16 protein-coding genes and 1 pseudogene are annotated in these 18,641 nt (G+C 61.9%); 6 read left to right on the top strand and 11 right to left on the bottom strand.

The features are described from left to right. Window positions 1-5 precede the first annotated feature (5 nt). The 10 genes from VSX60_RS06600 to VSX60_RS06555 form a co-directional block, all read right to left on the bottom strand. Window positions 6-1,832: an ATP-binding protein gene (locus VSX60_RS06600; protein WP_327623353.1), complete on the bottom strand. Its 1,827-nt coding sequence runs from the start codon at window positions 1,830-1,832 to the stop codon at window positions 6-8. After that, entirely contained in the window at window positions 1,829-3,013 is a 1,185-nt protein-coding gene (locus tag VSX60_RS06595; protein WP_327623352.1) for an SIR2 family NAD-dependent protein deacylase, read from the bottom strand. Before VSX60_RS06595 ends, VSX60_RS06600 begins: the two co-directional genes overlap by 4 nt. Window positions 3,014-3,460: 447 nt before the next feature. After that, window positions 3,461-4,585, bottom strand: coding sequence for an acetylornithine deacetylase (argE, locus tag VSX60_RS06590; RefSeq protein WP_327623351.1), 1,125 nt, complete (start codon window positions 4,583-4,585; stop codon window positions 3,461-3,463). Between the two features lie 144 nt (window positions 4,586-4,729). Then, the gene (locus VSX60_RS06585; RefSeq protein ID WP_327623350.1) at window positions 4,730-5,701 is read right to left on the bottom strand and encodes an agmatinase; all 972 of its coding nucleotides are present in this window, start codon (window positions 5,699-5,701) and stop codon (window positions 4,730-4,732) included. 93 nt (window positions 5,702-5,794) lie between these two features. Continuing rightward, window positions 5,795-6,544 carry an amino acid ABC transporter ATP-binding protein gene (locus tag VSX60_RS06580; RefSeq protein ID WP_442873061.1) on the bottom strand — a complete coding sequence of 250 codons (750 nt, stop codon included), beginning with the start codon at window positions 6,542-6,544 and terminating at the stop codon, window positions 5,795-5,797. 154 nt (window positions 6,545-6,698) lie between these two features. Next, window positions 6,699-7,343, bottom strand: coding sequence for an amino acid ABC transporter permease (locus VSX60_RS06575; RefSeq protein ID WP_327623349.1), 645 nt, complete (start codon window positions 7,341-7,343; stop codon window positions 6,699-6,701). After that, entirely contained in the window at window positions 7,340-8,020 is a 681-nt protein-coding gene (locus VSX60_RS06570) for an amino acid ABC transporter permease (protein WP_327623348.1), read from the bottom strand. Before VSX60_RS06570 ends, VSX60_RS06575 begins: the two co-directional genes overlap by 4 nt. 28 nt (window positions 8,021-8,048) lie before the next feature. Continuing rightward, window positions 8,049-9,422, bottom strand: a complete 1,374-nt coding sequence (locus tag VSX60_RS06565; RefSeq protein WP_327623347.1) for an MmgE/PrpD family protein — start codon at window positions 9,420-9,422, stop codon at window positions 8,049-8,051. Between the two features lie 37 nt (window positions 9,423-9,459). Further along, window positions 9,460-10,242, bottom strand: coding sequence for a transporter substrate-binding domain-containing protein (locus VSX60_RS06560; RefSeq protein WP_327623369.1), 783 nt, complete (start codon window positions 10,240-10,242; stop codon window positions 9,460-9,462). Window positions 10,243-10,340: 98 nt separating this feature from the next. Next, on the bottom strand, window positions 10,341-10,754 hold the full coding sequence (locus VSX60_RS06555; RefSeq protein ID WP_327623368.1) for a RidA family protein: 414 nt from the start codon (window positions 10,752-10,754) through the stop codon (window positions 10,341-10,343). A gap of 171 nt (window positions 10,755-10,925) precedes the next feature. Here VSX60_RS06555 and VSX60_RS06550 point away from each other — a divergent pair, with 171 nt between their 5' ends. From VSX60_RS06550 to VSX60_RS06540, 3 genes and pseudogenes are all read left to right on the top strand, one after another. Continuing rightward, the gene (locus VSX60_RS06550; protein ID WP_327623346.1) at window positions 10,926-11,810 is read left to right on the top strand and encodes a LysR family transcriptional regulator; all 885 of its coding nucleotides are present in this window, start codon (window positions 10,926-10,928) and stop codon (window positions 11,808-11,810) included. Window positions 11,811-11,961: 151 nt separating this feature from the next. Next, the gene (locus tag VSX60_RS06545) at window positions 11,962-12,594 is read left to right on the top strand and encodes a tyrosine-type recombinase/integrase (protein ID WP_327623345.1); all 633 of its coding nucleotides are present in this window, start codon (window positions 11,962-11,964) and stop codon (window positions 12,592-12,594) included. 148 nt (window positions 12,595-12,742) lie between these two features. Next, a pseudogene (locus VSX60_RS06540) lies at window positions 12,743-13,075 on the top strand (transposase); the annotation flags it as partial. 250 nt (window positions 13,076-13,325) lie between these two features. Here VSX60_RS06540 and VSX60_RS06535 read toward each other — a convergent pair. Next, on the bottom strand, window positions 13,326-13,694 hold the full coding sequence (locus VSX60_RS06535) for a substrate-binding domain-containing protein (protein ID WP_327623344.1): 369 nt from the start codon (window positions 13,692-13,694) through the stop codon (window positions 13,326-13,328). Window positions 13,695-14,425: 731 nt separating this feature from the next. Here VSX60_RS06535 and urtA point away from each other — a divergent pair. The 3 genes from urtA to urtC all read left to right on the top strand — a co-directional run bounded on the left by urtA (window position 14,426) and on the right by urtC (window position 18,639). Further along, the gene (urtA, locus tag VSX60_RS06530) at window positions 14,426-15,745 is read left to right on the top strand and encodes an urea ABC transporter substrate-binding protein (RefSeq protein ID WP_327623343.1); all 1,320 of its coding nucleotides are present in this window, start codon (window positions 14,426-14,428) and stop codon (window positions 15,743-15,745) included. A 102-nt stretch (window positions 15,746-15,847) separates the two neighbouring features. Beyond that, window positions 15,848-17,476 carry an urea ABC transporter permease subunit UrtB gene (gene urtB, locus VSX60_RS06525; protein ID WP_442873060.1) on the top strand — a complete coding sequence of 543 codons (1,629 nt, stop codon included), beginning with the start codon at window positions 15,848-15,850 and terminating at the stop codon, window positions 17,474-17,476. Then, a complete protein-coding gene (urtC, locus tag VSX60_RS06520) occupies window positions 17,473-18,639 on the top strand; it encodes an urea ABC transporter permease subunit UrtC (RefSeq protein WP_327623342.1) in 1,167 nt (388 codons plus the stop codon). The genes urtB and urtC overlap by 4 nt, the downstream gene beginning before the upstream one ends. Window positions 18,640-18,641 lie beyond the last annotated feature (2 nt).

The following is an 18,641-nucleotide window of genomic DNA, read 5'->3' as shown; positions in this document are numbered from 1 at the left end:
ATTTCCTACTGCTCGTTTTCATCGATGGCCGTCCGCTGGATAGCTACATCCCGCACAACAGCGGTGGTCCGTTGCGCACGCCAAGACGCCACCATGCGATCATAGCCTTCGGCAATTCGGCGGGTTCGCCAAGCTGCGCTTACTTCCGGGTCGGAGCTTCGTGGCAAATGATCGGCAGACGGTAGTGTCACACGGCAGCGCACGGGAAGCCGTGCGGCCTCACCGGAGATAATAGTCTCACCGGTCCGCAGAACTGGCAAAAGGTCCATTAAGCCCGACAAATTATCTGGAAGCGCCCCCTTCACCCGGCTGCGGTCGGCTGGGTTGGATAGCCGCAGAGCTATAAGCGTCCCGCACTGGGAGAGCACAGTTTCGTCAATCTCGGATGGGCGCTGCGAGACGAGCATGGCGCCGACCCCGTACTTGCGGCCTTCCTTCGCGATCCGTTTGACAATGTCTGCCGCGACGTTGCCGCTGTCGGGGCTGACATAGCGGTGGGCTTCCTCCATCACCACGAGTAGAGGCCGGAGAATACCGCCCTCGGTCTTCTCCCGACTCCAGTAGAGCGCTTCATAGACGATGCGCAGGATGGAGCCAATCAGTTGCACCAAGACCGCGCTCGGCACACCGGAAAGGTCGAGGATTGTGATCGGACGATCATGGCCGAGCCAGCCGGCGAGCAGCGTGTCCAGGTCCTGGGCCGTTTGCCCGACAAGGTCAGGTTCCCAATGGCCAGGATGCAGAATGAAGTCGTAGCGGCGGTCGAGAAGGCGGGAGCGCAGCAGATTAAGCGGTCGACGGATGCCCTTGGCAGCCTGATTGAGGAATGGTCCGGCCGTGCCCATCGCGTGCGGCGTGTAACGGGGAGCGGTCAAAGTTGCCGGATTACCGGCGGCCTCACGCGCTGGCTGGTCTCGAAGCGGCCCGGTGAAAGTGGTTGTTTCGAAATCGATCAGGTCATACCAAAGCTGGTTCAGCGAAAATGGCACCGGGCTGTCGACCGTCAATGATTGAGGGTCGAGGCCCGGAAGCGCGCCAGCGGCGAGTCGCCTTTCCTTCAACTCTTGGATTTTGTCAGTGAACGCGATCAGGTGATTGTCGCTAAGCGCACCCGCGACGAAATCGAGTAGCTCGCCGGCCTCCAGTGCCCAATACGGAACGAACAGCGGCTCTTCACCTGGGGACGGCGAAGAGCTGAACGTCTTGGCGAGGTCGCCGAGCGCGGCGGAGTATTCGCCGTGAACGTCGAGGAGCAGTACTCGCGCGCCGCTAGAGGCGACGTTTTCGGCTGTACGGACGATGGAGCGCAGTAGGCTCGCTACGGTCGTCGACTTGCCTGACCCCGTCGAGCCGACGATGGCGCTGTGCCGGGTGACTAGCGCGTCAAGCGCAAGTCGCACTACGATATTCTCGGCGCTTGAAAGCGTTCCGATCTCTACCTGATCCTCCTCTTCCCCGCCGTAGATGCGGCGAAGATCCTTTTGCGTGACGATATGGACCGCGTCATCGACGTTAGGATGCTGACTGAGGCCGCGCTCGAAGTGCTCACCGATTGCCTCGCCAGCTAGCTCCACCCGCATCCAGCGTCCGGTGTCGACTTCAGCAAGAGCGGCGGCTTGAGGCGCGGCGTTAGCGCCAATCTCGGCAACAACTCCATAGAGGTCCTGATATCCGAGTGGGATACGGATAAAGCTGCCGACCTGACCGACGCGGTAGGTGTGGCCATCGATCATAGCGAGGCCGGACGAGAGAGACTCGGCGAGCTTGATCGTGATGGTCGAGCCCGACACTGCGCTCACGCGGCCGAGATAGGTTGGGTCGGTCGCGGTCATGCCTCAGCCGTAGCTGGCTTGGCATCCTCGGCCAGAACGACCGCATCCGCTGCACGAGCGAGGTCGGAGGAGTAGGACAGTGCGCAGAACCGGCAGAAACTTGCGAAGTCGCCCAGGAGAAAGGCTTGGTTGTTACCGCGCGGACCCCAGAAGCTTGCGCGGATTTCGCTCCAGTTCTTAGGCAAGTCGCCCGGGCGCCACGGGCCGGGGACGCCGCCGATCACGGCGGCGTCGCTCGCGTAGACCGAAAGGTTCGGGTGTTCGAAGGCGAGTTTACGCGCTGGCTCCTCGTCGGAGAGAGGCTGAAACTGGAATGCGATCACCGCCGCGTTAGCGTTCATCGCGAGCGTCTCGCCGAGCACCGCGCAGATGTGAGCGTCACGGAAGGAGAAGCCGCTGGTCAGGAGCACGGTGTCGGGCGTTAGGAGGAATTGCTTCAGGCGCTCGAACAGAGCGGCGTAGGGCTGCTTCTGCGTCAGGTCATATTTCAGGTGATCAGGGTAGACGAGTTCGGTGCAATCCCGACCGCCGCAACGGACCACAACCCCGTTGTCGCTCTTCCACCCAAGCGAGCCATGCAATTTCCAGACGCGTGACCAGCGGGCGGGCAGGTCATTTCCCGCCACGGTGACGGAGTCAAAGAAGGGTGCGTGCCCGCCCGTGAACCCATCGAAATATGGTGCTTTGGCCCGCTCGAATGCGGATTCGATGAGAAGGTCATAGTTGGTAGTGAAAATCTCTACCGGGTGTGCGCGCTGCGTCCCGCCTACCCACGAAACGAGCTCGTGATAGGATGTTCTTTCCTCCGGGAGGCGCGCGCCGACGATCTCCCCGATCGCTTCGCAGATCGCCGTCCCTAGCCCGGCGTAACCTGCGCCATCAAGACCGTGCTTTGGCGTGTCTCCGAGCGCCGTCTGAAGCAACCGCACCTTGGACAAGATGGTCTCGATATTGCCGCCTGCTGGCAGGGACGCGCGGATTGCTGCCGTAGCGGTTGCCTCCGTTCCTGTCAGCTTCGCCACCGCCTGATTTGTCAGTTCGTCCACTCCCGGAATAAGCGCTTGCCCATTGGGGTCGAGCTTACCGGTTGCGTCAACTCTCACCGACAGCGGAGCACCTGCGCCGATCAGGACACCTATACGTTTGCGCCCCTGCGAGAGAATTTGCCTGAGATCAGCCATGAAGCGATCCGGATTATGTACGGTGTCCAAAGCGCCCCACTTACTAGCTTCGTTCGAAATATATTGATTATCGAAAATGAACTACCAAAGGAAGCATTTACTGCGTTGATGACATCAGATCCGATAAACGCTTAGCGCTGCAAAAAGCGTAGTATTCAGCTCACTTGGAGAACGGTGCTACTGTGCGCACGGCGGCTTGCAGAGCTTGCCATCCGAAAGGCACCGGTCCGCGTCCGGCTCGGTCCTGCGCGAGTCATCAGACTGCTTCGCCTAGGAGCTGGACCGCACAATCAAGTGATGACCGCGCTCATCGACAATTGCCGATGAGTATAGGATCGAGCCGCACCTGACCACTGCACCGTGAAATGGCTGATGCAGGATCTGAGCAGTTAAGGCGTGAATCGTCGTTCACGCCAAAAAGCAGACCCACGCTCGGAAAGAGCTGACTCAGCCTTCGAGCGACGCGCCCAGTGCTTCGACGACTTGCTGGCAGGCCATCAGTTCTTCGATGAGAATGAATTCATTTGGCTTGTGCGCGCGGCCGATATCGCCGGGACCGCAGATGATCGAGTCAATGCCTGCCTGCTGATAAAGCCCCGCTTCTGTACCGAAACTGACAGCCGCCAGCGACGGCCTTCCTGTGAGTTTCTCCAGAAGCGCGGCGAGTGGGGCGTTCGCAGGAAGGGAAAGCGCAGGATACGTGCTCAATGGTTCCCATTTTACCTCGATGCCATCAGCGGAAAGCGTACGCGCAAAGGCGCGAAGTGGTTCGAGGAGCGTTGTTGGCGGGACGCCTGGAATAGCGCGCGCCTCGATTTCTGCCACGCAAAGGTCCGGGATGATATTAAGTGCTTGGCCTCCATGCACCTTGCCGATCTGCATCGAGGAACAGGGCGGCTCGAAATCCGGATCGAAGGGCCCATCGCCCATGGCGTTCGCGGCCGTCACGGCGCAAGACAGCACCTCCGCCATTACGTGTATCGCGTTGGCTCCCTGATCAGGCCGCGAGGAATGGCCTGCTCGGCCCCTAACGACAACTCGGGCCGCGGCCTTGCCCTTGTGCGCGCGCACGCCCTGCAGCCCGCTCGGTTCGCCGATGATCGCCCCCGATGGCGGGGCGCAAAGCTCCGGCAACTGGGAAAGGAGATGGGGCACGCCCCGACAGCCCGCTTCCTCGTCATAGGAAAACGCCAGATGGACGGGGCGTTTCAGGTCGACGGTCTGGAGGACCGGAACGCTCGCCAGCACCGCCGCCAGGAAGCCCTTCATGTCCGTGGTGCCGCGCCCGTACAGACGTCGCCCCTCTTGTCGCAGACGGAAGGGATCGGACTCCCATTCCGGCTCCTGGGCCGGCACAACGTCCATGTGGCCCGAGAGAAGGTATCCCGCGCCATCGGGTGGGCCCAGGGTGGCAAAGAGATTGGCCCTGTCGCCCTCCGGGCCGGGAAGCACTGCGACCGTCACGGCGTGGCTTTCGAGGTAGCGCGCGATCCAGTCGACGATGTCGCGGTTGGACGATCCACAGACCGAGGGAAAGCTCACCAGCTTTTCGAGAATCGCGACGACGTTCATTCGGGCTACCTTCGCTGAAAACTACCGGGTCAGGCGCGCCGGCGGATGCGCTTCGAGAGCATGCCACCCGCCGCCTCGACGTGCGCCGGCCCGGTCCCTCGGGCCGATGAGGGTGTGCCGGCCGACGATCGGCCGACGGGAAGCCTATGCCCTGCCGGCCCTCGACTTGCCCTCGAAATAGTCGGCCCGCACCGCCGCCCCGACCAGGTTCACGATCAGCCGCCCTGCGGTGATGCAGGTGATCTGATTGACGTCGGTTGCCGGCGTGATCTCCACCACGTCCATCCCGACGACCCTGCCCTTGTTGACGAGACCGTGGATCAGGCTCCTCGCCTGGATGAACGTCATGCCGCCCGCGCACGGCGCGGCGACGCCTGGCGCGATGGATGGTTCGAAGGCATCCAGGTCGATCGTGATGTAGAACCGGCCCCCGTCGGGGATCATGTCGAGGACCGGCTGGATGCCCCGCTCGTGGATGTCGTAGGCCGAAAACAGGTGCGCCCCGTAGGCTTTCGCGGCGTCGAATTCCTCTTGCCGCGCGCTGCCGGTCCCATGCAGTCCGATCTGGTAGATCTCGCCGACATGCTCCATCTCCGACGCCCGACGGATGGGGCTGGACAGGCCGTGGGTGACGCCATTGATCTCCTCGCGCCAATCGAGATGCTGATCGATCTGGATGAGCGTTATCGGCCCCTGGTCGTCGAGGGCCTGAAGAACGGGAATAGGGACCGAGTGGTCGCCGCCCAGCACGATCGGCAGGGCGCCCGACGCCACGATCTTGCGGACGACCTGCTCGGATCGCTGGAGATGATCCTTGAGTTCCCGGGGATCGGCATACACGTCCCCGCAATCGACCGCCCGGATCGGGCGGTTGTCGTAGAGCGGACCGCCGATGTCGAAGTCATAACGCTCAATGGAGCGCAGGATCCTGTCGGTCGCTCGGCGCATCGCCAGCGCGCCACGGCTCTGATCGCTGGCGATCTCGCCGAACGTGTAGGACTCCCCGTAGGGGATGCCGAGATAGGCAATGTCGGCGCTAAGCGTGTCCAGATCGCTGCACGGCTCGGCGTAGAGAAAGGTCTGATGCTCGGCCTTCGCCGGAATCGTCAATGGCATGTTCGTCTTTCCAAATCTAAAGTCTGATATTGGGCGAGCGCGACTTCGGGCTGAACCGCTCACCTGGCCGTTGCGGGTGACGACGACGGCTCGTCAGTGTCCGAGGATCTGCGACAGAAACAGCTTCGTGCGCTCATGCTTCGGGTTGCCGAAGAACTCTTCCGGCTCGTTCCGCTCCACGATACTGCCGGCGTCCATGAAGACGACCCGGTTGGCGACCTGGCGGGCAAAGCCCATCTCGTGCGTCACGCAGATCATGGTCATCCCTTCCTCGGCGAGGCCGACCATTACGTCCAGAACCTCCTTGATCATTTCGGGGTCGAGGGCGGAGGTCGGCTCATCGAACAGCATGACCTTCGGGCTCATGCAGAGAGAGCGCGCGATCGCGACGCGTTGCTGCTGGCCACCGGACAATTCGCCGGGATACTTGTTTGCCTGCTCCGGAATCTTCACGCGGGCGAGGTAATGCATGGCAATTTCCTCCGCTTCTTTCCTCGGTAACTTTCGCACCCAAATCGGGGCGAGCGTGCAGTTTTCCAGGATCGTCAGATGGGGGAAGAGATTGAAGTGCTGGAACACCATTCCCACCTCGCGTTGGACGACGTCGATGTTCTTCAGGTCACCGGTCAGTTCCGTTCCGTCGACGACGATCCGGCCCGTCTGGTGCTCCTCCAGCCTGTTGATGCATCGGACCATCGTGGACTTGCCGGACCCGGATGGTCCGCAAACGACAATGCGTTCGCCCCGCCGCACCGTCAGGTTGATGTCGCGCAGTACGTGGAAGTCGCCGTACCATTTGTTGACACCTGCCAACTCGATGACGTCGGCGGGGAGTTCGGCGATGGGTGTCTCGAGAGACGGGTCGCTCTTGGCGAAAGCGGGCATCATTTTGATGAAAGCCTTTCATGCAGTGGGAAAGGGAGCCTGATCCGCTGACCAGGGATCCAAGTGCTCCATGGGACCCCTGGCAGGGCATGGCGCGAACGGGTCGCGGCGGTCAGATCCTGATCATGCTTTCGATCTTTCTGCCGCCGAGCGAGATCGAGAAGCAGATCACGAAATAGATGAGTGCCACGGCGCCGTAAGCGATGAACGGCTCGAAAGTGGCGTTGGCGATCATCTGGCTGGCTCGGGTCAGTTCGACGAAGCCGACGATGGACGCCAGAGAGGTGTTCTTGACGATCTGCACCATGAGCCCGACCGTCGGCGGAACGGAAAGGCGAAGCGCCTGCGGCAGGATGATCAGCCGCATCTGATGCCAGTTCCTGAGCCCGAGGCTCGACGAAGCCTCCCACTGGCCTTTCGGGACAGCGAGCACGCAGCCATACCAGGTCTCGGTGAGATACGCGCTGGCGTAGACGGACAGGCAAAGGCTTGCAGCCATTAGCGGCGAGGTCTGGAAACCTATCAAGGCGAGGCCGAAGTAAACAAGGAACAGTTGCATGAGCAACGGTGTTCCCTGAAACAGCTGCACGTACATGCGAACCGACGGCGCAGCGACGCGCGGCGAGACAAGTCGCAGGAACAGGAGAACAAGGCTGACGCTGGCGCCACCGGCAAACGCGATCAACGAAAGGTAGATCGTCCATGGTACGGCGGCGAGCAGGTTCCGGAATACGTCCCAGGTGGTAAACTCAATCATCGCTGACCTGCCATGGCGAAGTTACCGAAAATCAGTCGGTGGCCGATCCAGGCCAGCAGTTCCCTGAATAGGATGGCCAGCATCAAGTAGAGTACAGTCACGACGATGTAGGCTTCGAAATTCCGGAAAGTCCGGCTCGCAATGACGTTCGCCGCATAGGAGAGTTCGGCGACGGAAATCTGGCTGCAAAGGGCCGAGGCCAGAAGGATGATGACGAGTTGGCTGGTCATGGCCGGCCATACGCGCTGGAAGGCCGGCGGTACGACGACGAGGAAGAAGGCCTGGACGGGCCGCAGCCCCAAGGCCTGCGCCGCTTCGAACTGACCGCGGGGTGTAGCCTCTATGCCGGCGCGGATTATTTCGGTGGCATAGGCCGTCAGGTTGATCGTCAGGGCGACGATGGCCGCCGTCACGCTGGTCATCTTCAAGCCGAGCGCCGGCAATCCGAAGAAGATAAAGAATATCTGCCCGAGGAACGGTGTGTTCCGGAAGAACTCGACGTAGCAGCGGATGGCCCATCGCGCGAATTTCGGGCCCTGCAGGCTCGCCCATGCGCATAGGGTTCCGAGGCCGACGCCCAGCAGCGACGAGACGAGCGTCAGCATTATCGTCATCGCAAAGCCGTCGAGCAGGCTCGGCCAGCTCAGGAAGACATCGTGAAACGCTAATAGGGTCATTCGCTGGCGATCCGCGTCATTGAAGGTGTCAGTGGGCCGGGTTCAACAAGCTACGAACCGAGACATCCGCATCCAGGCACTCGAGAGAGTGCAGAAGGCTCAGGGCTGCCTTGCGGCCGAGGGCCGGCTCTGAACAACTCAGGAATTTCGATTGGATGTCAGCCGCGGGCATGGGATTGGCCGCGGTTCCGCGAGCGTGGGTCCTGTAGCCCGAGTATCGGCGCCCATCCTTCAGCGAAATGAGAACCGATGCGCCTTCCGGTGCGGCCTCACAGCGGTCCGCATCCCACATCGTCCCGCTCACCATCCGGACGCGCTGCATAATCGCCTGCACGGTGTCGCTCTCGATGACCTCCTCGTGCAGCTGATCGAGGCCGAGAGCGCCGAAGCACAGGGTTCCCGCGACCGCGAATTCCATGCTGAATTGCGCCTCGCGATGGCTCCCTGGCGATGAATATTTGAGATTGGCCACAACGACGGGCGGCACGTCACAAAGAACCTCGTCGATATCATCGTGCGAGAACTCTTCCTGCGCGATCAATTCCGCAATGATGTCGACCGCCGCATGCGAGGACAGGCAAACCGGGTATTTTTTTATGTCGACCCCGGGGGTTTGCAGACGCCACACTCGGCCAAGATCCTGGCATGCCGCATGATCGAAGGCACCGTCATTGTGAAGGGCGGCGAAGCCGGCAGGATGGGAGAACGGGTCACTCGGGCCGGTGGCGCCCGCGGCCGCGAGACATGCCCATCGCAAGCCCGCTTCGCTTGCCTGGGCGGCCAGGAGAGCCTTGCCATCCGTGCCGAAGCAGATCTTCGTGCCGCCTGCGCCCGCGACGGCCAGTCCGATGCACGAGCGCATTTGGGCAGCTTCGAGCTTGAGAAGATGGCCGACCGCGACGCCGGCGCCGATCGGTCCCAGAAGACCGGTCGTCCACCATCCCTTCTGATAAAGCGCCATCCCCGCGGCAGCACCGACCGCGTATTCGCACTCGGCCCCGACCGTGATCGCCGTGATGAGATCCGCGCCCTTGGCGTCGATCGTCTGAGCCAGGGCGATCGCAGCTGGTACGATGACGGCGGAGCCGTGCACGAAACCCGCGTAACAATTATCGTCGAAGTCGAGGGCATGGGCGGCTGCAGCGTTACAGAACGCGGCTGCGGCGGCCGACGAAGCGGTCGCAGATCCCAGCACGTCGGCCGAGCCTCGGCATGCATTCTCCTCCGCAAACTGCCGCGCTGTGGCCGCCACGCCGGTTCGGGAGCCAGCGACGGCGACGCCGATCGTATCAACCACGCACGTCCTGACGATATGGCGCACGTCATCGGGGATATCGGCACTGGTTACGCCGCTCGCCCATTCCGACAAGGACAGGGATGCGTCCCGAAATTCGTCATTCATCGCGCATCACCTGTCGTGCGTCGGGAGAGAAGGATGGTTACTCCGGAAGGTCGCCAGCCGGGGCACCCAGCCACTCGTTCGAAAGGCGGTCGAGCTCGCCGCTGGCCTTCGCCGCACGGATGATCTCGTTAACCTTTTCCAGAAGCCGGGTTTCGCCCTTGGCTACGCCTACATAGCAAGGCGCATTGGCCAGAATGATCTTGAGTTCCATGTCGAGATCGGGGTTCTGCTCGTTGATGGCCGCGGCGACCGGCGTGCCCGACGCGAACATCTCCGACTGTCCCGACATGAACGCGGCAATAGTGCTGGCATTGTCCTCAAAGCGTTGCACGACCGCACCCGGAGCAAGTTCCTGCAGTTCCTGGTCCTGCATCGAACCGCGGGTGACGGCGATGACCTTGCCGTCGAGATCCGAGTAGTCCTCGACTGGCGGCTCCTTAGCGCCGAACACCGCATCAAAAAACGGCGAGTAGGCGATGCTGAAGTCGATCGCCTTGCTTCGTTCTTCGGTTTTGCCCAGAGAGGAGATCGTCAGGTCTGTCTTGCCCGTCTGAAGGAACGCAACGCGGTTGGGCGCGGTCACGGGCACCAGTTCGACCTGGACACCGAGCTTTTCGGCAATCAACCTGGCGACATCGATGTCCATCCCCCTCGGCTGCATGTCTGGCCCGACGGATCCGAAAGGCGGGTAGTCCGTCGGCACTGCGACCCGGATCGTGTTGCGGCTGACAATCTCGTCCAACGCGTCCGCGAGTGCCGGAACGGCGGCGAACGAGGCCATGAATCCAAGCGCGGCCGTGATCAGAAATCGTGCTGTCATAGTTTTCTTCCTTTGGTTGAGGTGACTGATGCAATGCGTAGCGAGTTGATCTCGTGGCACCGCCGAGGCAGAGGCGGATGGCGGGACGTCCGCCCGGATCAGTCCGGGATCACCGCGGTGGCGTCGACCTCGACGAGATATTCCGTCCGCGCGAACGCGGTGACGACAATGCCGGTCGATACCGGGAAGACACCATTCAGCCAGCGGCCAACCACCCGATACACGTCTTCGCGATAGCGCGGATCCGAGATGTAGATCGTCAGCTTGCAGATGTGATCGAGCTGACTGCCGCATTCCTTCAGCAGTATGTCGATGTTTTTCATCGCCTGCTCTGTCTGCCCGGCTACGTCGCCGATGCATACGCATTCCGATGTATCGAGATCCTGTCCGATCTGCCCGCGCAGGTAGACCGTTGTTCCACGCGCGATCACCGCTTGGCAGAGATCGTTGTCGATATTCTGTTCGGGGTACGTGGTCTTTGTATTGAATTTTCTAATTCTGGTATGAGCCATCAACACATTTCCGAAGGATCTCGGGATGAGAAATCGTTACAGCCTCATCCCAGAATTTGATTATCGATCTGGGCATTTTTACCGATCTTCCCTTGGACCCTACGAACGGGGGATGATCTCGAAAAGCGATTTTTTTGGTACCCAGGTTTTATTTTTTGATACATTGCCATAATGCGGAAGCTTGATTTCGACGAACGCGATCTTCGCTCACTCCGGGTCTTCTGCGCCGTCGCGGAGGCGGGCGGACTGGCGGCGGCCGAAAAAAAGCTCGCGATGTCAAAACCTTCGATTAGTCGCCACGTCCGCGAGGTCGAGCACAGGCTGGGAGTTAGGTTGTGCGACCGAGGGCCAGGTGGATTTCGGCTGACGCCGGAAGGTATCGTCGCCCTTGATCTGGCTTCTGCTGCATTTCAGGCGTTGGGGCGGATTAGACCCGAGATCGACGCCGTGCACGGGGTCTTGTCTGGAAGGCTTGCGATTGGGATCGGCGAACACACGCTGACTCATCCAGACTGTAAGCTGCCGGAGGCCTTGACCGATATGCGAAATCTGGCCCCCGGGGTGGAGCCGCATGTTCTCGTAATGAACTTCACCGAACTGGGGCAGTCGTTAAACGACGGTCGTGTCGACCTGGTAATCAGGGGAAAATACAGGGAAGACCGAGACTTCTTCCATATCCCTCTATATCATGAGACTCACAAGATATACTTGGCAAAATGCGCTGTTAATGCAGATAAGTGCAAGTTGCCTTTGATCTTCCGTTCGCATCCTCATGTGGAAAAGGCGCTTAAATCGGGTCGCTATTTTAGAGGGCCCGATGTCGCGGGGCTCGACTCTGTGGCTGCGATGGTCGCAACCGGCTTTTATCAAGGTCTGCTCCCCACGCACTACGGCGACCTGATCAAGAAGAGGTTCAAGCTGGAAGTCGATGCGAGCGGTCCGGTATATCAACATATGGGTTGTGCGGTATTTTTGACGTCGCGCTCCCTCAGTCAACGAGCGAAGGTTTTCCTCAATATTTTGAAGGATCTGCATTGCTTTGGCGGTAAGCGGTGATTTCGACTGCGGTGCAGGGGCGAAAGTCGGAAGGCAGCCTTCTCCTGATTGAGAGTCGCAACCAGATGGTCCGCCTCCGGCCCTTACGATCCGTGCCCTTCTGCTCCCGTGCTGTTCTTCTCGGGGCCATCCTGGCCAGTGGAGAAGAACAATGGGACATTCCCAATATGATCCGGCGGGCAAGGCTCGTCGAGCATGGAATGCGGGGCGAACGGTCGGCGCGAAACGGGCCCTGAAACCGCAACAGGTCTGGGCGATCCGCTTTTGGCTGGATCGCGAAGGACGCGTGCGCGACCGGGCGCTGTTCGACCTCGCGATCGACAGCAAGCTGCGCGGATGCGACGTCGTGAAGGTCAAGATCGGCGATTTGACCTCGGGTGGCCAGATCCGAACGAGGGCAATCGTCGTCCAGCGTAAAACGAAGCGGCCCGTCCAGTTTGAGCTGCTCGAACCCGCCAGATTAAGCTTGCTGGTATGGTTGGAGTTGCGAGGCGGGACGATCAGCGACTACTGCTTTCCCAGTCGGGTTGATCATACGACACATCTCAGCACGAGGCAGTATGCTCGCCTCGTCGATGAATGGGTTACGGTGATCGGGCTTCGGAAGGAGGACTACGGCACGCATTCGCTCCGGCGAACAAAAGCGTCGATCATCTACAAGGCAACCGGCAACCTACGAGCCGTCCAGATTCTGCTAGGTCACACGAAGATCGAGAGCACGGTTCGCTATCTCGGCGTTGATGTCGAGGACGCCTTGACGCTGGCCGAAAGCACCGAGGTCTAGTCCTCGACCTGCACTACCCTCATGCCGAAACGGCTGCTTCAGGTGCGTCCCGGCGGCCGTTTCTGTAGCTACACCGGGTGGAGAACCGTCCGGGACTGTCAGGAATTCCGTGTGTGGGCGGGCATAATGGGATCGAAGGAGATCGCCCATGGCCCGCCGCAAAGAACCCAGCATTCCTGACGCGCTGCTCGACCAGCTTCTGTCGGGCGCCGATCCGAAGACCGCCTTCGACCCCGGCGGCCTGCTTGACGGCCTGAAGAAGGCGCTCGCCGAGCGGGCGCTGAACGCCGAGATGGATCATCATCTGGCTGGCGAGAACGGCGCCGGAAACGCCCGCAATGGCTATGGCCGCAAGACTGTAACGACGGACAGCGGCAAGTTCGACCTGACCGTGCCGCGAGATCGGCAGGCAAGCTTCGATCCGCAACTCATCGCCAAATATCAACGGCGGTTCCCGGGCTTCAGCGTCCGAGTAAGGTCGAGAGAGGAATGGCAGCTTTACGCCCCGCCGGTTCCGATACCGGACAGTCTTCTTCCGGCCCATAAGCGCCGCTCGGATCACGCTCGCGGACAATCCGAAGCGGCCGGTCCCGGCCGCTGTCGACGACATGGGGGGGTAATCAGTCTGCTCGTCCGAGTTCGGGCCGAGGCTACCTGTCCGGTTCAAAAAGTTAGCGATCGGTTGTGGAGAACCGATTCTGCCATTCAAAGCAGTATACGACGCAAGAATGTCATGTCTTGTTCGGTACTCCGCCGACGCTTTTCCTAACGACGAGATTCCCGCTTACAAGCACTTTCACCGCAGGCTGGCTCTCTTTCGATACGATGAGATCGTCGAGGAGCCTTATCGCCATCGCGCCAATCTTCTGTTTAGGGACATTGACCGACGTGAGCGCGGGCTCGATCACCTCGCTCATGGGAAGGTTGTCGAAACCTACGATCGAGACGTCGCGCGGAATTTCGTAGCCATGATCGCGCAAGGCCTTGATGAAGCCGTACGCAACGATGTCGTTTGCGCAGAGATAGGCTTCTGAGATCGGACTGTCCTGAGCAAGCTGCGTTTCGGCATCCCGGCAGGCGCCTTCGAGGGTCGAGTCCACGGAGAGGATAGCCCCGTCCTCCACCTCCAGTCCGACTCGATCGCCTCGGCAAGCAGCCGGCGCGCACCGTCACGCAACACCGACGTCAGCGGGTCGTCGATTGCCTCGGGATGCCGAAAGGCAGAAATAGTGGTATCGGTCGACATAGGCGTATTGCTCCTCCTGGAGGTTCGGGCATCCGCACCGCGGAAGTGCGGATCATCTCGCCGTCGGCCGCCGCCGAGGACTTGACGCAGCGCCAGCCGAACCCTTGGTGCACGCCGTCGGAACCTCCGCCCAGGCGCATCACCCGCTGGGCGAATATGCCGCCGAGTAACTCGGCTACAAGAAGATCGCGCCATCATCCCCGACGACTTCGCCTTCGGCCACGAGATTGCCTCGGGCTTCCAGCGGGTGTTCCAGGAGAATGGTGGCACCGTCGTCCAGTAGCTGTGGCCGCCGCTGAACACCGCGGATTACGGCTCCTACATCACCCAGATCGACCCCGACGTCGATGCGATCTGCGGCGACCGTATTTGCCTAATTTAATGGCGAAATTGATCGTGTCTGATGAATTAGCCTAAAAAATAGACGATTCTTCTCTGATGCGGTTGCCTCGATGCGTTGGGGGAGGGGCCGCCAGCGGGGCGGTCGCGCCTTCCATGGCCCGCGACGGCATTTGGCACGCGCTTTGCTCACCATCCAGTCGTGACCTCCGGTGACAACGGAGGCGAAACAACTGGAGAGCGCGTATGACATCCCCTATCACATGGCTTCGCGGCGCTGCGGCCGCGGCCACCATGGCCAGCGTGGCCAGCGTGGCATTGACCGGCGCAACCGCCCAAGAGAAACCTTCCGGCGATCCGATCAAGGTTGGCGTCCTGCATTCGCTGTCGGGCACGATGGCGATCTCCGAGACGACCCTCAAGGACGTCATGGAGATGCTGATCGAGGAACAGAACGCCAAGGGCGGTCTGCTCGGACGGCCGCTCGAGGCGGTCGTCGTCGACCCCACCTCGGACTGGCCGCTATTCGCCGAAAAGATGCGCGACCTCGTCTCGGCGCAGGACGTGGCGGCGGTGTTCTGCTGCTGGACGTCGGTGTCGCGGAAGTCGATCCTGCCGGTCGCCGAGGAACTGAACACGGTGGTGTTCTATCCGGTGCAGTACGAGGGCGAGGAATCCTCGCGCAATATCTTCTACACCGGTGCCGCGCCGAACCAGCAGGCGATCCCGGCCGTCGATTATCTGATGGAAGAAGGCGTCGAGCGCTGGGTGCTGGAAGGCACCGACTACGTCTATCCGCGCACCACCAACAAGATCCTCGAGCAGTATCTGAAGGACAAGGGCGTCGCGGCGGAGGACATCAAGGTCAACTACACTCCGTTCGGCTTCTCCGACTGGCAGACCGAGGTGTCGTCGATCAAGGAGTTCGGCGCGACCGGCAAGAAGACGGCGGTGGTCTCGACGGTGAACGGCGACGCCAACGTGCCATTCTACAAGGAACTCGCCAATCAGGGTATCGAAGCGACCGACATCCCCGTCGTCGCCTTCTCCGTCGGTGAGGAAGAACTCGCCGGCATCGACACCGGGCCGCTGGTCGGCCACCTCGCCGCCTGGAACTACTTCCAGTCCGTCGACACGCCGGAAAACGCCGAATTCATCAAGAAGTGGAAAGCCTATATCGGTGACGACAAGCGTGTGACCAACGACCCGATGGAAGCCCACTATATCGGCTTCAACATGTGGGTGAAGGCAGTCGAAAAGGCCGGCACCATCGAGGCCGACGCCGTCATCGCGGCGCTTCCCGGCGTCGAGGTGCCGAACCTGACCGGCGGCACCGCCAGGATGCTGCCCAATCACCACATCACCAAGCCGGTGCTGATCGGCGAGATCAACGCGGAGGGCCAGTTCGACATCGTCGAGGAGACCGACCTCGTCGAGGGCGACGCCTGGTCGGACTTCCTGCCGGATTCCAAGATGCTGAAAGCCGATTGGACCGACCCGATCAACTGCGGCAACTACAACACCGAGACCGAGAGCTGCGGCAGCAAGGAGGCGGCGGCCAAATGAGGTTCCGCGCCTCCTAGACGTCCGCCTTCCTCCCAAGGCGCGACCGAGCGGGGGCGGCCATGCCGGCCGTCCCGCGACCTTCCATCCCGATCAGGACGCTCCATGAACGATCTTCTGCGCTGGTACCTCGTCGGCTTCCTAGCCTTCGGTGGCGCGCTCATCCCGGTTGCCGCCATGGCCCAGGACGTCGATCCGGCGGCGATCATCCAGAAATTCGGCGGCAAGCAGAGCTTCGACGACACCGAGGCGGTGATCGCCGAACTGGCCGCCACCGGCGAACCGGAAGTTGCCCGGGCATTGCGCGCGCTGTCGGCCGGCGACCTCTACTGGCGCGAATCCGACGAAGCAGTGTTCATCGTGACCGGCAAGGGCGACGCGGTCACGCTGCGCGATCCGCTGACCGGCAAGGAGGCCGGAACCGCTCCATCCGGTGATCTGACCAAGGTCCGCATCAAGAATTCGATCCGCAACGCCATCACCGGCGCGCTCGGCAGTTTGACGCTTCGCGCCGCCGACCCGAACGTGCGGCTGAGGGCCGCATCGACGCTGTTTTCGGATGCCGATCCCGACATGGTGGAGCCGATCGAGGCGGCCCTCGCTGAGGAAACCGACCCGGCGGTCAAGGCACGAATGGAAGAAGCCCGTGCTTCGGCAATCCTTGCCTCCGACCGGCCCGCCGCCGCCAAGGCGGAGGCCGCCGCAATCCTCGAAGCGCGCGGCGACCGGGAATCCCTGACGATGCTCATGCGTTTCGCCGCCGCGACCGCCGATCCGGCGGCGCGGCAAGCCGCCGAAGCGGCGGTCGCGGGAATCGAGAGCAACATCGCCTTCTGGAATCAGATGCAGAACATCTGGTACGGATTGTCGCTGGGCTCGGTCCTGTTGCTCGCCGCGATCGGCCTCGCCATCACCTTCGGCGTGATGGGTGTGATTAACATGGCGCATGGCGAAATGGTGATGCTCGGCGCCTACACGACCTTCGTCGTGCAGGAGGTCATCCGGGTCGACGCGCCCTGGCTGTTCCCCTGGTCGCTGGCGATCGCCCTGCCGCTCGCCTTCCTCGTTTCGGGTTTCGTCGGTCTCGTCATGGAGCGCGGCATCATCCGCTTTCTCTACGGCCGGCCGCTGGAGACCCTGCTCGCAACCTTCGGCGTGTCGCTGATGCTGCAACAGGCGGTCCGTACGATCTTCGGCCCGAGCAATCGCGAGGTCGGCAATCCCGACTGGATGTCCGGCGCTTTCGACATCGGCCTGATGTCGGTGACGTGGAACCGGCTGTGGATCATCGTTTTCTCCCTGGTCGTTTTCGCCGGGCTGCTTCTGGTGCTTAACCGCACGGCGCTCGGCCTGCAGATGCGGGCGGTGACGCAGAACCGGAAGATGGCGTCGGCCATGGGCATCCGCACGCGTTGGGTCGACGCGATGACCTTCGCGCTCGGCTCAGGCGTCGCCGGGATTGCCGGCGTCGCGCTCAGCCAGATCGACAACGTCTCGCCCAGTCTCGGCCAAGGCTACATCATCGACAGTTTCATGGTCGTCGTCTTCGGCGGGGTTGGCAGTCTGTGGGGCACGCTGGTCGGCGCGATGAGCCTTGGCATCCTCAACAAGTTCCTTGAGCCCTATGCCGGCGCGGTGCTCGGCAAGATCGTCGTCTTGGTGCTCGTCATCCTGTTCATCCAGAAACGGCCGCGCGGCCTGTTCGCCCAAAAGGGAAGGTTCGTCGACGCATGATCCTCGCGCGCTTTCTCGGCCCAAGGGTCTTCATTCTCGTTGCAGCGCTTCTGGCCGCCGCCGTGCTCGTGCCGATGGCGAGCCTGTGGCTGCCGGCGAGCCACCCGCTGCATGTGCCGCCCTATCTGGTGCCGCTGTTCGGCAAATATGTCTGCTACGCGCTTTTGGCGCTCGCCCTCGATCTGGTCTGGGGCTATGTCGGCATCCTGTCGCTGGGCCACGGGGCGTTCTTCGCCCTCGGCGGCTACGCCATGGGCATGTATCTGATGCGCCAGATCGGCCCGCGCGGCGTCTATGGCGATCCGGTGCTGCCCGACTTCATGGTGTTCCTCAATTGGCAGGAACTGCCCTGGTACTGGACCGGCTTCGACCAGTTCTGGTTCGCGGCGATCATGATCGTCGTCGCGCCCGGCCTGCTCGCCTTTGTGTTCGGCTATTTCGCCTTCCGCAGCCGCGTGACCGGAGTGTATCTCTCGATCATCACCCAGGCGATGACCTACGCGCTGCTGCTGGCTTTTTTCCGCAACGACATGGGGTTCGGCGGAAATAACGGTCTGACCGACTTCAAGGAACTGCTCGGCTTTCCGCTGCAGGCGGCGTCTACCCGGGCCGGACTGTTCGCGGCGAGCTGCGTCGCGCTTGCGCTCGGCGTTCTCCTCGTCGGCTGGATCACCCGCTCGCAGCTCGGCAAGCTGATGGTCGCGGTGCGCGATGCGGAAAGCCGCACCCGCTTCATCGGCTGGCGGCCGGAGCATGTGAAGTTGTTCGCCTTTACCGTCTCGGCGGTGATGGCCGGCATTGCCGGAGCGCTCTACGTGCCGCAGGTCGGTATCATCAATCCGGGCGAGTTCGCCCCGGTCAATTCCATCGAGATCGTCGTCTGGGCGGCGGTCGGCGGGCGCGGCATGCTGCTCGGCCCGGTCGTCGGGGCGCTGCTGGTCAATTTCGGCAAGAGCACGTTTACGGCGATCGCTCCGGAATCCTGGCTGTTCGTGCTCGGCGGCCTGTTCGTCTTCGTGACGCTGTTCCTGCCGAAGGGCATCGTCGGCACGTTCGATCATGGCTGGCGGTCGTGGCGCGATCGCCGCGCCTCGGCCGAGGCCGAGAAGGGGGAGGCGGCGACGACGGACGACGCGCACGCCGTCCCGAACCCGGCGGAGTAGGG

Source organism: Aurantimonas sp. A3-2-R12, from assembly GCF_036016755.1.
Classification (GTDB): Bacteria; Pseudomonadota; Alphaproteobacteria; order Rhizobiales; family Rhizobiaceae; genus Aurantimonas; species Aurantimonas coralicida_A.
Note: the sequence above shows the minus strand (reverse complement) of the source record. Positions and strands in the feature narration are given on the sequence as shown.